Source organism: Roseivivax isoporae LMG 25204 (assembly GCF_000521865.1).
Taxonomy (GTDB): domain Bacteria; phylum Pseudomonadota; class Alphaproteobacteria; order Rhodobacterales; family Rhodobacteraceae; genus Roseivivax; species Roseivivax isoporae.
The window spans coordinates 74,663-91,789 of record NZ_JAME01000020.1; the positions used below are offsets into that span (position 1 = coordinate 74,663).

Below are 17,127 nucleotides of genomic sequence, written 5' to 3' on the forward strand. Positions count from 1 at the left end.
TTGGTGTCAGTCGGGAAACTGCCAGGCCTCGGCGGCCGCGGCGATGTCCTGTGCGGCCGCCAGCAGCACGGGCCGCCACGCGTCGAGATCGGCAAGCGCGTGGCGCGCCGTGGTCGTGGTGATCGACAGCGCCCCGAGCATCCGCCCGCGCGCCGACAGGATCGGCGCCGCGATGCAGATGATGCCCGGCTCGTGCTCCTCGCGGTCGTAGGCGATGCCCTCCGCGCGGATCGTCGCAAGCTCGGCCTCGAGCGCCGCGGCCGAAGCGATGGTCGCAGGCGTGTGCGCGAAGAACGCCTGCCGGTTCACCGCGTCGCGCCGCGCAGCGTCGTCGAGGAAGGCCAGCATCGCCTTGCCGACGCCGGTGCAGTAGCCGGGCCCGACCTTGCCGGCCTGCGCGAACATCTGCACCGGTCGCTCGGCGTTGCGCTTGTCGACATAGAGGACCTGCCCGCGCTCGAGCTGCGCGAGGTGGACGGTCTCGCGCACCTCCGCCGCGAGCCGGTCGATCACCGGCCGGGCGAGCGGCGCGAGCGCGCTCTGCGCCCAGGCCGCGTGGGCGAGCCGCACGAGGCGCAGCCCCGGCCCGTAGGTGTGCCGCTCGTCGTCGTAGTGCAGCATGCCCTGGTTGGTCAGCGTCTGAAGCAGGCGATGGAGCGTGGCCTTCGGCAGCCCGGCCTCGCCCTGCAGTTCGGAGAACCGCACCGGCCGGCCGCGTTCGGCCACGCGGTCGAGAAGGTCGAGCGCCTTTCCCACCGTGCCGTCGCCGGCGCCCCCGTTGGGCGCAGGCCGCTCCGCGCCTCGCTGCATCCCAGGCCGTCCTCCCGTTCCTCCCGCTTCCGCCGGGTCAGACCCGGACGAAAGTGTTGACAGGCTACCCCACGCCCCGCATAGTTTCAATAGTTGAGATGATGTTCCAAATAGTGAAACTCATCGCGACACCCGGTCCGATTGGCGCTAGTCCCCGGGCCGCATCACAGGGAGGAATCGCATGAAGACCGCTTGGACCACCACGGCGGCGCTCGCGCTTCTGGCGGCGCTGCCCGCCACCGCGCAGGACGAGTCGCTGTCGGGCACGCTGACGATCTTTTCCGACATGTCGAACCCCGCGCCCCGCGCGGTGATGGAGGACATGGCGGCCCGCTTCGACGAGATGCACCCGGATCTCGAGGTGGAGCTGACGATCATCGAGCGCGAGGCCTACAAGACGCAGATCCGCAACTTCCTGACCGCGAACCCGCCCGACGTGGCGAACTGGTACGCGGCGAACCGCATGCGGCCCTATATCGAGGCCGGCCTCTTCGAGGACGTGAGCGACCTCTGGGCAGAGCCCGAGATCGCCGAGAACCTCGCCTCGACCAAGAGCGCGCTGACCGTCGACGACAAGCAGTGGGGCGTGCCCTACACCTATTACCAGTGGGGCGTCTTCTACCGGGCGGACATCTACGAGGAGCATGGCCTCGAGGAGCCCGCCGACTGGGAAGGGCTCAAGTCGAACTGCCAGACGCTGCTCGACGCAGGCACCAAGTGCTTTGCCATCGGCACCAAGTTCCTTTGGACCGCCGGCGGCTGGTTCGACTACATCAACATGCGCACGAACGGCTACGACTTCCACATGCAGCTCACCAATGGCCAGGTGCCGTGGACGGACGAGCGCGTGCGGACGACCTTCGCCAACTGGCGCGAGCTCATCGACATGGGCGCGTTCATCGACAACCACCAATCCTACAGCTGGCAGGAGGCGCTGCCCTTCATGGTGAACGGCGACGCCGCCGCCTACCTGATGGGCAACTTCGCGGTGGCGCCCATGCGCGAGGCGGGCCTCACCGACGATCAGCTCGGGTTCTACCAGTTCCCGCTGATCGATCCCGACCTGCCCATGGCCGAGGACGCGCCGACGGACACGTTCCACATCCCCTCGGGGGCCGAGAACAAGGAGGCCGCGCGCGCCTTCCTGCGCTTCGTCGTCTCGCCCGAGAACCAGACGCTGATCAACGGCGGCGACGCGCTCGGGCAGCTGCCGGTCAACGCGGCCTCCGAGGTCGACGAGGACAAGTTCCTCGAGGAAGGGTTCGAGATGCTCTCCGCGAACGCGCCGGGCGGGATCGCGCAGTTCTTCGACCGCGACGCTCCCGCCGAGATGGCGTCGGTCGCGATGGAGGGGTTCCAGGAGTTCATGGTGTTCCCGGACAACCTCGACGACATCCTCGGCCGCCTCGAACAGGCGCGGCAGCGGATCTACTGACGCGGGATCGGGGCGGCGGGACACCCCGCCGCCCTGCCCGGCCATGCGCGGCACGAGGGGGGCAGGCGACATGACGGCGACAGATCGGCAGGCGACCGGCGCGACATGGCTCAGGCGCAACCGTCAGGTGGTGGCGCCTGTCCTCTTCCTGCTGCCCGGGCTCCTCTTCTTCCTCGTCTACGTGCTGCTGCCGGTGGCGCAAAGCGTGCAGATCTCGTTCTTCCGCTGGGACGGCCTCGGCGAGCCGGACTATGTGGGGCTCGCGAACTACCGCGAGCTCGCCGGCGACCGCGCCTTCGAGGTGTCGGTGATCAACAACGTCAAGTGGCTCCTGCTCTACCTTCTGGCGATCCCGGGCGGTCTTTTCATCGCGCTGTTCCTGAACCAGACCGTGACCGGCATCCGGCTCTACAAGTCGCTGTTCTTCTTTCCCTTCGTCATCAGCCAGGTGGTGGTGGGCCTCGTCTTCACGTGGTTCTACGATCCGACCTTCGGGCTTCTGAACGCGATCCTCGGCGCGGTGGGACTGGGGCCGGTGAACGTGCTGGGCGATCCCGCGCTCGCGACCTACGGCATCATCGTGGCCGGGCTCTGGCCGCAGGTCGCCTATTGCATGATCCTCTACCTCACCGGGCTCAACGCCGTGGACCCCGAACAGGTGGAGGCCGCGCGTCTCGACGGCGCGAAGGGATGGCGGATGCTGTGGTACGTGATCCTGCCGCAATTGCGGCCCGCGACCTTCATCGCCTTCGTCGTCACGATCATCGGCGCGCTGCGCTCGTTCGACCTCATCTCGGTCATGACCAACGGGGGCCCGTTCGGATCGACCCGGGTTCTGTCCTTCTACATGTTCGAGAAGGCGCTCGGCGAATACGGCTTCCGCATGGGCTACGGCGCGGCGATCGCGGTGGTGCTCTTCCTCATCATGCTCGTCTTCATCGCCTACTTCCTGTGGTCGATGTGGCGCCAGGAACGGGGAGCGTGAGCATGCGGCACGTCCGGAATGCCTCCGGCGGGGATATTTCCGCCAAGAAGAAGCAGGGGACCGCGCGCCCGGGCGGTCCGGCCAGCGGCACGGAGGTCTGAGATGTTCCCGAGGCCCATCGAGACGCAGCCGCGCGCGGCGCAACTGACCTACCAGGCGATGATCCCGCTCGCGCTGGTGCTCTGGCTGCTGCCGCTCCTCGCGGTGGCGGTGTTCTCGGTCAAGCCCGACGCCGACTTCACCACCGGCAACTACTGGGCCTGGCCGTCGCGGTTCGCGGGGCTCGAGAATTACGGCAAGGTCTTCCTCGAGAGCGACATGCCGCGCTACCTGCTGAACTCGGTACTGATCACGGTGCCGACGGTGCTGGGGGCGGTGGCGCTCTCGTGCATGACGGGCTTCGCGCTCGGGGTCTACAAGTTCCGCGGCAACCTCCTGATCTTCTTCATGTTCGTGGCCGGGAACTTCGTGCCTTTCCAGATCCTCATGGTGCCGGTGCGCGACCTGACGCTGGAGCTCGGGCTCTACAACACCAAGGCGGGGCTCGTGCTCTTTCACGTGGCGTTCCAGACCGGGTTCTGCACGCTCTTCATGCGGAACTTCATCCGCGCGCTGCCGGTCGAGCTGATCGAGGCGGCGCGGGTCGAGGGCGTGGCCGAATGGCGGATCTTCTGGTTCGTGGTCCTGCCGCTGATGAAGCCCGCCATCGCCGCGCTGTCGGTGCTGATCTTCACCTTCGTCTGGAACGACTATTTCTGGGCGGTGGTGCTGACGCAGGGCGCCGAGAGCCAGCCCGTCACCGCGGGCATCACGAGCTTCAACGCGCAGTACCGTGCGGCCTACCACCTGATGAGCGCGGGCAGCATCGTCGCGGCCCTGCCGCCGGTGGCGATGTTCTTCCTGATGCAGCGGCACTTCATCGCGGGCCTGACGCTCGGGGCGGTGAAATGATCCGCAGCTGGCGGCTCGAGGACGCGGAGCGCAGCCTGGTCCTGGTCTCGGTCGACGGGCAGCTGCCGGAGATCGTGCACTGGGGCGCGCGGCTTCCCGATGCCGCCGAGGCGCTGTTCGCCGCGGGCACGCGCGACGTGACGGGCGGCATGCTCGACGCGCATCCCCCGCTCTCGATCTGTCCCGAGGCCGAGCGCAGCTTTCCCGGCCAGCCGGGGCTCGTCGTGGCCGACGCGGCGGGCGCGCCGCTCCTGCCCCGCTTCCGCCTCGAGCGCGAGGCGGCGCGGGCGGACGGCCTGACGCTCGGCTTCGCGGACGCGGCGCTCGGGCTCACCTACACCGCGACCTTCGACCTCGACCCCGGGACCGGCCTCCTGACGGCGCAGGCGGCGCTCGCGGCCGCGGCACCGGTGCGTGTCGGGTGGCTTGCCGCGCCGGTCTTTCCCGCGCCCGAGGACGGGTCCGAGATCTGGGACTATGCCGGCCGCTGGATCGGCGAGTTCCGCCGCGTGGTCACGCCCTGGGCGGCGGGCGCACGGCTGCGCGAGAACCGCACCGGGCGCACGGGGCACGAGCATTTCCCGGGCCTCGTCCTGCCGGGCGCCGGCGCCACCGCCGACGCGGGCCGCGCGCATGCCTTCCATTACGGCTGGTCGGGCGGCCACCGGATGCTGGCGGAGGAGCTGCCCGACGGGCGGCGGCAGGTGCAGTTCGGCCACGCCCCGGGCAGCGAGACCGCCGCGCTCACCCATGTCGAGACGGCGCCGCTCCATGCCGCGTTCTCGGTGCAGGGCACGAACGGCTGCGCGCGGATGTTCCAGCGTCACCTGCGCGCGCGCGTGTTGCGGATGCCCGCCCCCGAACGGCCCCGGCCCGTGCACTACAATTGCTGGGAGGCAGTCTATTTCGACCACCGCCTGCCCGAGCTCGCCGACATCGCGACGCGGGCCGCGGCGCTCGGGGCGGAACGCTTCGTGCTCGACGACGGCTGGTTCGGGCGGCGCGACGACGACCGGCGGAGCCTCGGCGACTGGCAGGTCGATGCGCGGAAATATCCCGACGGGCTCGGGCCGCTGATCGAGCACGTGCACGGCCTCGGGATGACCTTCGGCCTCTGGGTGGAGCCCGAGATGGTAAACGCCGACAGCGACCTTTGCCGGGCGCATCCCGACTGGGTGCTCGGCGCCGCCGACCAGGTGCCCGGACGGCAGCAGATGGTGCTCGACATGGGGCGGGCGGAGGTGCGCGACCACCTCTTCGAGGCGCTCGGCGCGCTCCTCGGCGCGCATGCCATCGACTACCTGAAATGGGACCACAACCGCGTCCTTCCGCAGCCCGACGCCGCCCAGACCCGCGGCACCTACGCGCTGCTCGACCGGCTGCGCGCGGCGTTCCCGGCGGTCGAGATCGAGAGCTGCGCGTCGGGCGGCGGGCGCATCGATTTCGGCATCCTCGCGCGGACGCACCGGGTCTGGCTGTCCGATTCGAACGATGCGCTCGAACGGCTGCGCATCCAGCACGCGGCGGCGATGTTCCTGCCCGCCTCGGTGACGGGGTCCCATGTCGGTCCGCGGCGCTGCCACACCTCGGGGCGCGTGATCGACATCCGCATGCGCGCCTGGGTGGCGTCCATGCGCCACATGGGGTTCGAGATGGACCCGCGCGAGCTGACCGGCGACGAGGCGGAGGTCCTGTCGCGCATCACGCGCTGGTGGAAGGACAACCGCGACTGGCGCATGACGGCGGACATCCTGCAGCTCGACAGCGCCGACCCGGCGGTGATCGCCGAGGCGCAGGTGGCCGAGGACGGGCAGCGCTTCGTGGTCTATGCCGGGCGCGCGGCGGCCTCGGACCAGATCGCGCCGCGGCCGCTCCGGCTCGCGGGGCTCGCGGCGGACGCGCGCTACCGCGTGGACCTCGTGAACCGCGAGGAGGTCCGCGAGGGCCTGTCGCGGGCGCCGATGGCGCTGAAGGACGGCCCGGTGGAGCTGAGCGGTGCGGCGCTGATGGCGCGCGGGCTGAGCCTGCCGTGGAGCTTTCCCGAGACCATGTGGGTTCTCGAGGGGACGCGCCTGTGAGCGCGCGCGAGGACGGCATGGCGGCCATGCGCGCCCCGCGGGGCGCGCGCATCGCAATGGCCGGCCCGATCGGCTAGGACGGCACGGATGACGGCGGCGGCGACGCCGCGGAACGACGCAATAGGAGGCGTGGCATGGACTGGGTTGCGGCCGACTGGGGAACCTCGAACCTGCGGCTCTGGCTGATGGACGACGCGGGGCGTCCGGAGCGGCGCATCGAGAGCGACCAGGGCATGGCGGCGATCGTGCGCGAGGATTACGAGCCGACGCTGCTCGGGCTCCTGCGCCGCGACCTGCCGGAGGACCGCACGGTCCCGGTGCTCGTCTGCGGCATGGCGGGCTCGCGGCAGGGATGGGTCGAGGCCCCCTATGCGCGCGTGCCCTGCGTGCCGCCCTCCGCAGATGCCGCCGTGCGCGTCGAGACCCGCAGCAGCCGGGTCGCGGTGCGCATCCTGCCGGGCATCAGCCAGGACGATCCCACCGATGTCATGCGCGGCGAGGAGACGCAGATCGCGGGCGTCCTGCAGGAACGGCCGGGCTTCGACGGGGTCATCTGCCTGCCCGGGACGCACACCAAGTGGGTGCACGTGAGCGCGGGCGAGATCGTGAGTTTCCGCACCTACATGACGGGCGAGCTCTTCGCGCTCCTGCGCGAGCGGTCGGTCCTGCGCCACAGCCTCGGTGGCGAGACCTGGGACCGCGAGGCCTTCCTTGTGGCGGTCGACCGCGCGCTGTCGCATCCGGCCACCGTCGCGGGCGACCTCTTCGCGCTGCGGGCCGAATCGCTGCTCCGCGGGCTCGGGCCCGAGACGGCGCAGTCGCGGCTCTCGGGCCTGCTCGTGGGCATCGAGCTCGCGGCGGCGCGGCCCTACTGGCTGGGCCAGCAGGTGGCCATCGTGGGCGAAACGGCGCTTGCCGACGCCTACCGCGCGGCGCTCGGGGCACAGGGGCTCGAGGCCTCGGTGCTCGGCGCCGAGGCAATGACGCTCGCGGGCCTGACCGCGGCGTGGCGGCACCTGAAGGAGACCGCGCAATGACGCCAGCAGGACCGCTTGCCGGCCGCCCGCTCATCGCGATCCTGCGCGGCATCACGCCCGCCGAGGCAGTCGCGGTGACCGAGGCGCTGATCGCCGAGGGCGTGACGCGGATCGAGGTGCCGCTCAACTCGCCCGATCCCTACGACAGCATCGCCGCCATGATCGCGGCCGCGGACGGGCGCGCCCTGATCGGCGCCGGCACCGTCCTCGACGTCGAGGCCGTCGCGCGGCTCGCGGCGCTCGGCGCGCGCATGGTGGTCTCGCCCGACTGCAACACCGAGGTCGTGCGCGCGACCAAGGCGGCGGGTCTCCTGTCCTACCCGGGCGTCTTTACCGCCACGGAATGTTTCGCGGCGCTGCGCGCCGGCGCCGACGGTCTCAAGCTCTTTCCGGCGTCGAAGATCGGGCCGGACGGGCTCAAGGCGCTTGCGGCCGTCCTGCCGCGGGGGACCGAGACCTATGCCGTGGGCGGCGTCGGCGCGGACGACTTCGCCGATTGGGCGCGCGCGGGCGCGACGGGCTACGGCATCGGCAGCAGCCTCTATGCGCCCGGGACGGCGCCCGCCGCGGTGGGCGCCCGCGCGGCGGCACTGGTCGCGGCGTTCGACGCCGCGCATGGTGGGGGCGCATGAGCGGCGCGGGGACGGACGCCATGCAGCGCACCCTCGGCACCTGCTACTATCCCGAGCACTGGCCGGAGCGGCTCTGGGCCGAGGACGCGCGGCGCATGGCCGAGGCAGGCCTCACCTGGGTGCGGATCGGCGAGTTCGCGTGGTCCCGGCTCGAACCCGAACCCGGACGGCTGACCTTCGACTGGCTCGACCGCGCGATCGGCGTCCTTGCCGGGGCGGGACTGCGGGTCGTGCTGGGCACGCCCACCGCTACGCCGCCGCGCTGGATGCTGACGCGGCACCCGGACATGCTGGCAGTCGATGCGGAGGGGCGGCCGCGCCGCTTCGGCTCGCGCCGGCACTACTGCTTCAGCCATCGCGGCTACCTCGAGGAATGCCGGCGCATCGTCACGCTGCTGGCGGACCGTTACGGGCGCGATCCGCGCGTGGCGGCGTGGCAGACCGACAACGAATACGGCTGCCACGACACGACGCTGTCCTATTCCGACGCGGCGCGACACGCGTTCCGGCACTGGCTGCGCGCGGCCTTTCCCGCCTCCGACGGCAATGACGGCGATATCGCCGCGCTGAACCGGGCCTGGGGCAACGTGTTCTGGTCCATGGACTACGCGGATTTCGACGAGATCGACCTGCCGAACCTGACGGTGACCGAGCCGAACCCCGCCCACGCCATGGCCTTCCGGCGCTTTGCCTCGGACGCCGTGGTCGCGTTCAACCGGGCGCAGGTCGAGATCCTGCGCGCCCGAACCGACGCGCCGATCCTGCACAACTACATGGGTCGCGAGACCGGCTTCGACCATTTCGCGGTGGGCGCGGATCTCGACATCGCGACCTGGGACAGCTACCCGATCGGCTTCCTGCAGGACCGCGTCGGCGCGACCGACGATCAGAAGGCCGCCTATGCGCGGCAGGGCGACCCGGATTTCCAGGCCTTCCACCACGACCTCTACCGCGCGGTCGGGCGCGGGCGCTGGTGGGTCATGGAGCAGCAGCCCGGACCGGTGAACTGGGCGCCCTACAATCCCTCACCCCTGCCCGGCATGGTCCGGCTCTGGTCGTGGGAGGCCTTCGCCCACGGGGCCGAGGCGGTGTGCTACTTCCGCTGGCGGCAGGCGCCCTTCGCGCAGGAACAGTTGCACACGGGGCTCCTGCGCCCCGACAGCGTCGATGCGCCCGGCATGGCCGAGGTGCGGCAGGTCGCGCTCGAGATCGCGGGCGCGCCCGAGGTCGCCCCGGCACGGGCGCCTGTGGCGCTGGTCTTCGACTATGCCGCGGACTGGGGCTGGCAGGTGCAGCCACACGCCCACGACGCGAGCTATTTCCTGATCGTGCTCGACCATTACCGGGCGCTTCGGCGCGCGGGGCTGTCGGTGGACATCGTGCCGCCCGACGGCGATCTGTCGGGCTACGCGGCGGTGTTCGCGCCGGCGCTCGTCACCATGGACACGGGTCTCAAGCAGCGGCTCGCGGCCTGCGGCGCCGAGGTGCTGATCGGCCCGCGCGGCGGCGCGCGGGACGCGCACCTGCAGACCCCCGTGCCGCTGCCGCCGGCCTTTCCCGGCCTCGACCTGACCGTGGTCAGGGCCGAGAGCCTCGGGCCCGACATGGCGCTTGCGCTTGAGGGCGGGGGCGCCGTCGCGGGCTACCGCGAGGAGGTCGAGGGCAGTGCCGAGCCGGTCCTGGCGACGACCGACGGCGTGCCCGTCGCCCTGCGCGCGGGGCGCATCACCTACATGACCGGCACGGGCGACGCGCAGGCGCTCGACCGGCTGGTGGCCGATCTCTGCTCCCGCGCCGGCATCGCGACGCGCGCCCTGCCCGAAGGCGTCCGCGTGCGCGAGACGGCTGCGGAGCGGTTCTGGTTCAACCACGGCGCGGCCCCGGCGGAGACCGACATCGGTGTCCTGCCCGCCGCCGGCGTCTTCAGGGAGGTGCTTTCATGACCGTCGAGACACGGGGCGCGACGCCGGACGGCCGCGCGATCCATGGCGTCACGCTCGCCAACGGCACGCTGACCGCGGAAATCCTGACCTTCGGTGCGGCACTGCGCGATCTCAGGCTCGCCGGCGTGGCGCACCCGCTGGTGCTGGGCCTCGCCGACGCCTCGGATTATGCCGGCGACGGGGCGCCCTACATGGGCGTGATCGTCGGCCGCGTGGCGAACCGGATCGCCGAGGGCCGCGCCGAGATCGCCGGCCGGACATGCGACTTCGACCGCAACGAGGGCGGACGCACCACGCTGCATGGCGGGTCCGACGGCACCGGGCGCAGGCTCTGGCGGATCGTCGAACAGGGACCGGGACACGTGGTGCTGGCCGACACCCTGCCCGACGGGCACATGGGCTTTCCCGGCACGCTCGACGTGCAGGTGACCTACAGGCTGGACGGCGCGGCGCTCGAGATCGAGATCACGGCCGGGACCGATGCGCCGACGCTCTGCAACTTCGCCTCGCACGCCTACTGGAACCTCTCGGGCGCGACGGTGACCGACGACCACCGCCTGCGGATCGCGGCCGAGACGTACCAGCCGGTAGACGACCACAACATTCCCGACGGACCGCCCGCTTCCGTCGCCGGCACCCGGTTCGACCTGCGCCAGGCCGGCGCGCTGCCGTCTGACATCGACCACAGCTACTGCCTCGCGGCGGCGCGGCGGGCGGTGACCGACGTGCTGTGGATGCAGGCGGGCGGCGTCGCGATGACGCTCTCGACGACCGAGCCCGGCCTCCAGGTCTATGACGGCCGGGCGCTCGAGGTCGCCGAGGGCGCGGGCCTCGACGGGCGCGGCTACGGCGCGCGCTCGGGCATCGCGATCGAGCCGCAGGCCTGGGTCGACGCGGCGAACGGGCCGATGCGCGCGCAGGTCGACCTCGTTCCGGGCGACACCTACCGGCAGGTGACGCGCTTTGCCTTCGCGAGCGCGGACCGGGGGCCCGATCAGGCGTGACAGCGCGGCGGCGCTCTGGCATCACCGGAGCGCCCGCATTCCGGAAGACACCCGCGTGACCAACACCATCGCACTTGTCCTCGGCCTGATGATCGCCGGCGGCATCGCATATGACGCGGTGGCCTTCGACGGCGCGCATCTTCTGTTCCTCGCGCGCAAGGGCTATGTCCTGATCGACTGGGTCGCGTTCTGGCGGTGAGCCGCCGGCCGCGCCCGGGACTGCCCGCCGGGCACGCCATGGCTTGCCCAGCGGCACGCCTGCTGCTAGCGCGAGGGCAGCCGTGCGCCCTCGGGCCACGTCGCCTGCCGCCTGCCGGCGGACCGCAATCCGAACCGCCGGCGCGGTGTCCGAGAGGCCACACGCGCCGGAAGACCTGACCCGGAGGAAAGAACGTCATGACGACCAAGGTTGCCATCAACGGCTTCGGCCGCATCGGCCGCAACGTGCTGCGCAGCATCATCGAATCCGGCCGCACCGACATCGAGGTGGTCGCGCTGAACGACCTCGGCCCGGTGGAGACCAACGCGCATCTGCTGCGCTACGACAGCGTGCACGGCCGCTTTCCCGCCGAGGTCAAGACCACCGACGACTCGATCGACGTCGGCCGCGGCCCGATCCGCGTGACCGCGATCCGCGATCCGAAGGAGCTGCCCTGGTCCGACGTGGACATCGCGCTCGAGTGCACCGGCATCTTCACGAGCCAGGAGAAGGCCGCGTATCACCTCGAGAACGGCTCGAAGCGCGTGCTCGTCTCCGCGCCCTGCTCGGACGCGCACAAGACCATCGTCTACGGCGTGAACCACGAGAGCCTGACCGCCGAGGACAAGGTCGTGTCGAACGCCTCGTGCACCACGAACTGCCTCGCGCCGGTGGCCAAGGTCCTCGACGACGCGATCGGCATCAAGCGCGGCTTCATGACGACGATCCACTCCTATACCGGCGACCAGCCGACGCTCGACACGATGCACAAGGATCTCTACCGCGCGCGCGCCGCGGCGCTGTCGATGATCCCGACCTCGACCGGGGCCGCGAAGGCCGTGGGCCTCGTGCTGCCGGCGCTGAACGGCAAGCTCGACGGCGTGGCGATCCGGGTGCCCACGCCGAACGTCTCGGTCGTGGACTTCACCTTCGAGGCGTCGCGCGACACCACCGCCGAGGAGATCAACGAGGCGATCCGCGCCGCCGCGTCCGGCCCGCTCAAGGGCATCCTCGCGGTCACCGACGACAAGCTCGTGAGCCAGGACTTCAACCACGACGCCCATTCGTCGATCTTTGCCACCGACCAGACCAAGGTCATGGACGGCACCTTCGTCCGCGTGCTGTCGTGGTACGACAACGAGTGGGGCTTCTCCAACCGGATGTCCGACACCGCGGTCGCCATGGGCAAGCTCGGCTGAAAAAACGGGCGCCGCGCCTGTGGCGGGGCGCCCGGACGGCCCGGGAGCGGGGGAAAGCGCACGGTTTTCCCCTGCCCCGCGACGTGAGAACGTACGTTGACAAGTCCTTGATATTGACTCCGGAAAAGCCTCCGGCACATGCTTCACGAAACCGGGAGGGATGTGATGGGCGAAAAGACACTGACGCGCATGGACCTGAGCGAAGCGGTGTTCCGCGAGGTCGGCCTGTCGCGCAACGAGAGCGCGGAGCTGGTCGAGGCGGTGCTGGGGCACATGTCCGATGCGCTGGTCGCGGGACAGCAGGTCAAGATCTCGTCGTTCGGCACGTTCTCCGTGCGCGACAAGGCGGCCCGCGTCGGGCGCAACCCGAAGACCGGCGAGGAAGTGCCGATCCAGCCGCGCCGCGTGCTGACCTTTCGCCCCTCCCACCTGATGAAAGAGCGCGTCGCCGCCGGCAACAAGCCCTGAGGTCGGCCACATGACCAAATCCCCCGATGCCTTCCGGACCATCAGCGAGGTGGCGGAGTGGCTCGACACCCCCGCCCACGTGCTCCGGTTCTGGGAAAGCAAGTTCGCGCAGGTGAAGCCAGTCAAGCGCGCCGGGGGACGCCGCTATTACAGGCCCGCGGACATGGAGCTGCTGGGCGGCATCAAGAAGCTGCTGCACGACGACGGCATGACCATCAAGGGCGTGCAGAAGATCCTGTCGGAGCGCGGGATCAAGGCGGTCGCGGCCCTGTCGCAGCCGGTGGACCCGGGCGCAGTCGACACGACGTCCGAGGAGGCGCCGCTGCTCGAGGACGCGGAGCCCGAGGTGCCCGTCACCACGTCCGAGGACGACGTCGCGGACTTTGCCGCACCTCCCGAGGAGCCGGCCACCGACACGGTCGTGCCGTTCGTGCCGCCGCGCGCCGAGCCGCCGGCGCGCGAGGAGGACGATGTCCTGACCGAAGCGCCGGTGGCCGAGGACCCGGCCGAGTGGTCCGAGCCGCAGGCCCCCGCGGAACATCGTGCGGACGCGCCGCAGGGACCCGCGGACGTGGGCGGCGACGACGAGGCCGCGCCGCGGCCGGTGTCGATGCAGGGCGATCTCTTTGCCGCCGCACCGCAGGGCGGCGATCTGCCGTCCTTCCTCCAGACGCCGTTCTCGGTCCGGCTGTCGGACGACCGGGCCGCCGGAGAGGCTGAGGACGCGGCCGCGCCGGATGCCGCCGAGGCGGACATGCCGGAAACGGCCGACGCCGTCGCGGGCGACGTGGACCCGCCACCGGTGCCGGGCGTCCTGGCGCATCTCGCGCGGATCCGCCGGCTCGACACGCGGCAGGCCGAGGCCATCGCGCCGCTCGCCGCCCGGCTGCGCGCGCGCGTCGGCGCCTGAGCGCGGCGACGCGGCCGGGGCGATGAAAAATCGTGCCGCAAGGGGTTGCTCCCGCCCACAGAAGATGTATCACGCAGACCATCAAGTCGGGCTATGGCGCAGCCTGGTAGCGCGTCCGTCTGGGGGACGGAAGGTCGCAGGTTCAAGTCCTGCTAGCCCGACCAGATCACCTCCCCGCATCCGAAAGACCTGCGCGGGCCCCGATCTTCGGAGCCTGCGCCGCGACGTGCAGGAGAGAGGCCCGCGATGACCGGCGTCTATGCCAGCCAGCAGATCGAGGCGCTGTTCGAGCAAGGCGCCATCGCCGCAGACCGGCCGCCCGTGGACGGACAGATCCAGCCTGCAAGCCTCGACCTGCGGCTCGGCACCGTCGCGCACCGCGTGCGGGCGTCGTTCCTCGCAGGACAGGGCGTGCCGGTCGCGGACCGGCTCAAGGATTTCGAGATGCACCGGATCGCGCTCGGCCCGGAGGGGGCCGTGCTCGAGAAGGGGTGCGTCTACCTCGTGCCGCTGATGGAACGGCTGGCGCTGCCCGAGGGCGTGCAGGCCGTCGCCAATGCCAAGAGCTCGACCGGGCGGCTCGACCTGCTGACGCGCACGATCACCGATGGCGGAACCGAGTTCGACCGCGTGGCCGAGGGCTATGCCGGACCGCTCTACGCCGAGATCTGCCCGCGCTCGTTCTCGGTCCTGGTGCGGCCGGGCATGCGGCTGAACCAGATCCGGTTCCGCGCGGGTCGCTCGGTCCTCGACGACGGCGAACTGGCAGACCTGCACGCCGCCGAGACGCTGGTGACGGGCGGGCCCGCCACGATCCGCGACGGGCTCGGCTTTTCGGTCGACCTGTCGCCGGGGCCGGACGGTATCGTCGGCTACCGGGCAAAGCCGCACACGGGCGTCATCGACCTGGACCGGATCGGCCATTACGATCCCTCGGATTTCTGGGAGACGCTCCGCAGCCGCGACGGGCGCATCATCCTCGACCCCGATGCCTTCTACATCCTGGTCAGCCGCGAGGCGGTGCACATCCCGCCGCTCTACGCCGCCGAGATGGCGCCCTACCTCGCCATGGTGGGCGAGTTCCGGGTGCATTACGCGGGCTTCTTCGACCCGGGCTTCGGACATGCGGGCGCGGGCGGGCTCGGGTCGCGGGGGGTGCTCGAGGTGCGCTGCCACGAGGCGCCGTTTGTGCTGGAGCACGGGCAGATCGTCGGCCGGCTCGTCTACGAGCGCATGGCCGTGGTGCCCCGACAGGTCTACGGCGCGGGCATCGCATCCAACTACCAGGGCCAGGGATTGAAACTCTCGAAGCATTTTCGCGCCTGATTCCGGGACCTTGGCGGGAACCTACGGGCTTTCGCCGAGGGCCGGTCACGGGTCGGCGCCGGATCGCCGGTTCCCTGAAACACGGCGCCGGGGTGTCGGAACGGGAAAGTCCCGTCGCGGCTTCTTGGATCACGCGGGCGGCCATCGCCCGATCCAGAGACCAAGGAGCAAGACCCATGAACGTCAAGAAGATCGCCATCGCCTCCGCCCTTCTCGCCAGCGTCGCGGCCGCCCCGGCCATGGCCCAGATGACCGCGTCGGCCACGACCGACCTGAACTTCCGCGCGGGGCCCGGCGCGCAATACGCCGTCGAAGGCGTGATCCCCGCCGATGCGCAGGTGGACGTGGCAGGCTGCCTCGAGGGTGGCGAGTGGTGCGAGGTCACCCATGACGGTGTCACCGGCTGGGCGTACTCGGCCTACCTGACGACGCCGGTCGAGGACGAGCCGGTCGTGCTCTACCAGGCGCCGCAGACGCTCGAGATCGAGACGGTGACCTACGACGAGGGGAACAAGGCCGTGGGCGGCGCGGCGGGCGCCGGCTGGGGTGCCGCAGCCGGCGCGCTGCTGGTCGGCGGCCCCGCCGCGGTGGCCGCGGGCGCCATCCTCGGTGCCGCGACCGGCGCCGCGAACACGGTGGACGAGGAGACGGTGACCTACGTGCGCCAGAACCCGGTCGAGCCCGTCTATCTCGAGGGCGAGGTTGCGGCGGGTGCCGGCATCCCGCAGGACGTCGACGTCTACGAAATCCCGGACACGCAGTATTCCTACGTGAACGTGAACCAGCAGCCGGTGGTCATCGACAGCGAAACCCGGCGCATCGTGACCGTGGTGCGCTGAGCGGCACGGACCCCGACAGGAAAAGGACCCCGGCTTTGGCCGGGGTCCCGTCGTTTCAGGCGATGGCGCAACGCCGTCCATCCGATGCAGCCCGTGGCGACGCCCGGGCGGGGGACCGCCCGGTGAAGCCATCATGCGGCACGCGGGCATTTCGGGGGTTAACGCAGCGCGCGGTGGTCAGAGGCCCAGATGCGCCTTGACCGCGTCGAGGCCCGGCTCGCCACCCGCGGTGGTCACGCCGTCGAGCCAGGTATCGAGCACGCCCGGGTTCTCCTTGAGCCAGGCGAGCGTCGCCTCGCCCGGATCGGCGCCCTCGTCGAGGATCTCGCCCATGATACGGTTCTCCATGTCGAGCGAGAAATCCATCTGCGACAGGAGCTTGCCCACGTTCGGGCATTCCTCGGAATAGCCCTTGCGGGTGACGGTGTGCACCACGCCCTCGCCGCCGAAGAATTCCTCGCCGCCCGGCAGGTACTTCAGGTCGAAATTGGCGTTCATCGGGTGCGGCTCCCAGCCGAGGAAGACCACGTGCTCCTCGCTCTCGTAAGCGCGGCGCACCTGGCTCAGCATGCCCTGCTCGGAGCTTTCGACCACGTCGAATGCGCCGAGGCCGTGCGCGTCCTTCTCGGTCAGCGAGACGAGGTAGGCGTTGCCCTCGTTGCCGGGCTCGATGCCGTAGATCTTCTCGTCGAGCGCGTCGGCGAACTCGGCGATGTCGGCATAGCTCTGCAGGCCCGCGTCCCAGGTATAGGTGGGCACGGCGAGCGTGTACTTGGTGCCCTCGAGGTTCACGTTCACCTGCTCGATCTCGCCCGATTCGAGGTAGGGCGTGATGGCGCTGGTCTGCGCGGGCATCCAGTTGCCGAGGAACACGTCGACGTCGTCGTTCTCGAGCGAGGCGAAGGTCACGGGCACCGACAGCACCTTGACGTCGACCTCGTAGCCGAGCCCCTCGAGCACGTGCTGCGCGGTCGCGGTGGTGGTGGTGATGTCGGTCCAGCCCACGTCGGACATCGAGACGGTGTCGCAGGCGGCGTGCGCGACACCGGCCAGACCCGCAAGGGCGGTGGTGGTCGCGAGAACGGTACGGATCATGTCTTCCTCCTTGTTGGTTGATTGATTGAGCAATCAATGACACGAACCGACCCGCGATAAAAGCCCCCGCCTGCAGCGGGCCTGCCGGCATGCGTATTGCTTCGGCATGGCCCGGGCACCGGGCGGCGCGGGCGCCCCCGGACGCGAAAAGGCCGCGGCATCCGCCTGACGCATTCCGCGCCGTGGGACACAATCTGACCTGCTCCCTTTGGAGTC

Annotated in this window: 16 protein-coding genes and 1 tRNA gene; 15 read left to right on the forward strand and 2 right to left on the reverse strand. The window is 70.7% G+C overall.

Features of this window, described 5'->3' with window-relative positions; translation table 11 throughout:
• Nucleotides 1-6: 6 nt before the first annotated feature.
• Complete coding sequence (locus RISW2_RS13715; protein ID WP_043772165.1) at nt 7-810, reverse strand: IclR family transcriptional regulator; 804 nt, start codon at nt 808-810, stop codon at nt 7-9.
• A gap of 181 nt (nt 811-991) precedes the next feature.
• Here RISW2_RS13715 and RISW2_RS13720 point away from each other — a divergent pair, with 181 nt between their 5' ends.
• From RISW2_RS13720 to RISW2_RS13790, 15 genes are all read left to right on the forward strand, one after another.
• Nucleotides 992-2,245: an ABC transporter substrate-binding protein gene (locus RISW2_RS13720; protein ID WP_043772167.1), complete on the forward strand. Its 1,254-nt coding sequence runs from the start codon at nt 992-994 to the stop codon at nt 2,243-2,245.
• Nucleotides 2,246-2,315: 70 nt separating this feature from the next.
• Nucleotides 2,316-3,230 carry a carbohydrate ABC transporter permease gene (locus RISW2_RS13725; RefSeq protein ID WP_043772169.1) on the forward strand — a complete coding sequence of 305 codons (915 nt, stop codon included), beginning with the start codon at nt 2,316-2,318 and terminating at the stop codon, nt 3,228-3,230.
• Between the two features lie 102 nt (nt 3,231-3,332).
• Nucleotides 3,333-4,181: a carbohydrate ABC transporter permease gene (locus tag RISW2_RS13730; RefSeq protein WP_043772171.1), complete on the forward strand. Its 849-nt coding sequence runs from the start codon at nt 3,333-3,335 to the stop codon at nt 4,179-4,181.
• Nucleotides 4,178-6,259, forward strand: coding sequence for an alpha-galactosidase (locus RISW2_RS13735; protein ID WP_043772172.1), 2,082 nt, complete (start codon nt 4,178-4,180; stop codon nt 6,257-6,259). The genes RISW2_RS13730 and RISW2_RS13735 overlap by 4 nt, the downstream gene beginning before the upstream one ends.
• 134 nt (nt 6,260-6,393) lie before the next feature.
• Nucleotides 6,394-7,296 carry a 2-dehydro-3-deoxygalactonokinase gene (locus RISW2_RS13740; protein ID WP_043772174.1) on the forward strand — a complete coding sequence of 301 codons (903 nt, stop codon included), beginning with the start codon at nt 6,394-6,396 and terminating at the stop codon, nt 7,294-7,296.
• Nucleotides 7,293-7,928: a 2-dehydro-3-deoxy-6-phosphogalactonate aldolase gene (locus tag RISW2_RS13745; RefSeq protein WP_043772176.1), complete on the forward strand. Its 636-nt coding sequence runs from the start codon at nt 7,293-7,295 to the stop codon at nt 7,926-7,928. Before RISW2_RS13740 ends, RISW2_RS13745 begins: the two co-directional genes overlap by 4 nt.
• 20 nt (nt 7,929-7,948) lie before the next feature.
• Nucleotides 7,949-9,871: a beta-galactosidase gene (locus tag RISW2_RS13750; protein WP_043772178.1), complete on the forward strand. Its 1,923-nt coding sequence runs from the start codon at nt 7,949-7,951 to the stop codon at nt 9,869-9,871.
• The gene (locus tag RISW2_RS13755) at nt 9,868-10,875 is read left to right on the forward strand and encodes an aldose epimerase family protein (protein ID WP_043772180.1); all 1,008 of its coding nucleotides are present in this window, start codon (nt 9,868-9,870) and stop codon (nt 10,873-10,875) included. The genes RISW2_RS13750 and RISW2_RS13755 overlap by 4 nt, the downstream gene beginning before the upstream one ends.
• 55 nt (nt 10,876-10,930) lie before the next feature.
• Complete coding sequence (locus RISW2_RS13760) at nt 10,931-11,074, forward strand: hypothetical protein (RefSeq protein ID WP_043772182.1); 144 nt, start codon at nt 10,931-10,933, stop codon at nt 11,072-11,074.
• Between the two features lie 197 nt (nt 11,075-11,271).
• The gene (gap, locus tag RISW2_RS13765; RefSeq protein WP_043772184.1) at nt 11,272-12,273 is read left to right on the forward strand and encodes a type I glyceraldehyde-3-phosphate dehydrogenase; all 1,002 of its coding nucleotides are present in this window, start codon (nt 11,272-11,274) and stop codon (nt 12,271-12,273) included.
• 165 nt (nt 12,274-12,438) lie between these two features.
• The gene (gene ihfA, locus RISW2_RS13770; protein WP_043772186.1) at nt 12,439-12,741 is read left to right on the forward strand and encodes an integration host factor subunit alpha; all 303 of its coding nucleotides are present in this window, start codon (nt 12,439-12,441) and stop codon (nt 12,739-12,741) included.
• 10 nt (nt 12,742-12,751) lie between these two features.
• On the forward strand, nt 12,752-13,651 hold the full coding sequence (locus RISW2_RS25645; protein WP_043772187.1) for a MerR family transcriptional regulator: 900 nt from the start codon (nt 12,752-12,754) through the stop codon (nt 13,649-13,651).
• Between the two features lie 87 nt (nt 13,652-13,738).
• Nucleotides 13,739-13,815, forward strand: a tRNA-Pro gene (locus RISW2_RS13780).
• Nucleotides 13,816-13,897: 82 nt separating this feature from the next.
• Nucleotides 13,898-14,977 carry a 2'-deoxycytidine 5'-triphosphate deaminase gene (locus RISW2_RS13785; RefSeq protein ID WP_043772189.1) on the forward strand — a complete coding sequence of 360 codons (1,080 nt, stop codon included), beginning with the start codon at nt 13,898-13,900 and terminating at the stop codon, nt 14,975-14,977.
• A 176-nt stretch (nt 14,978-15,153) separates the two neighbouring features.
• Nucleotides 15,154-15,816, forward strand: coding sequence for a DUF1236 domain-containing protein (locus tag RISW2_RS13790; protein WP_043772191.1), 663 nt, complete (start codon nt 15,154-15,156; stop codon nt 15,814-15,816).
• Nucleotides 15,817-15,993: 177 nt separating this feature from the next.
• Here RISW2_RS13790 and choX read toward each other — a convergent pair whose 3' ends face one another.
• A complete protein-coding gene (choX, locus tag RISW2_RS13795; RefSeq protein WP_043772193.1) occupies nt 15,994-16,911 on the reverse strand; it encodes a choline ABC transporter substrate-binding protein in 918 nt (305 codons plus the stop codon).
• Nucleotides 16,912-17,127: the final 216 nt, after the last annotated feature.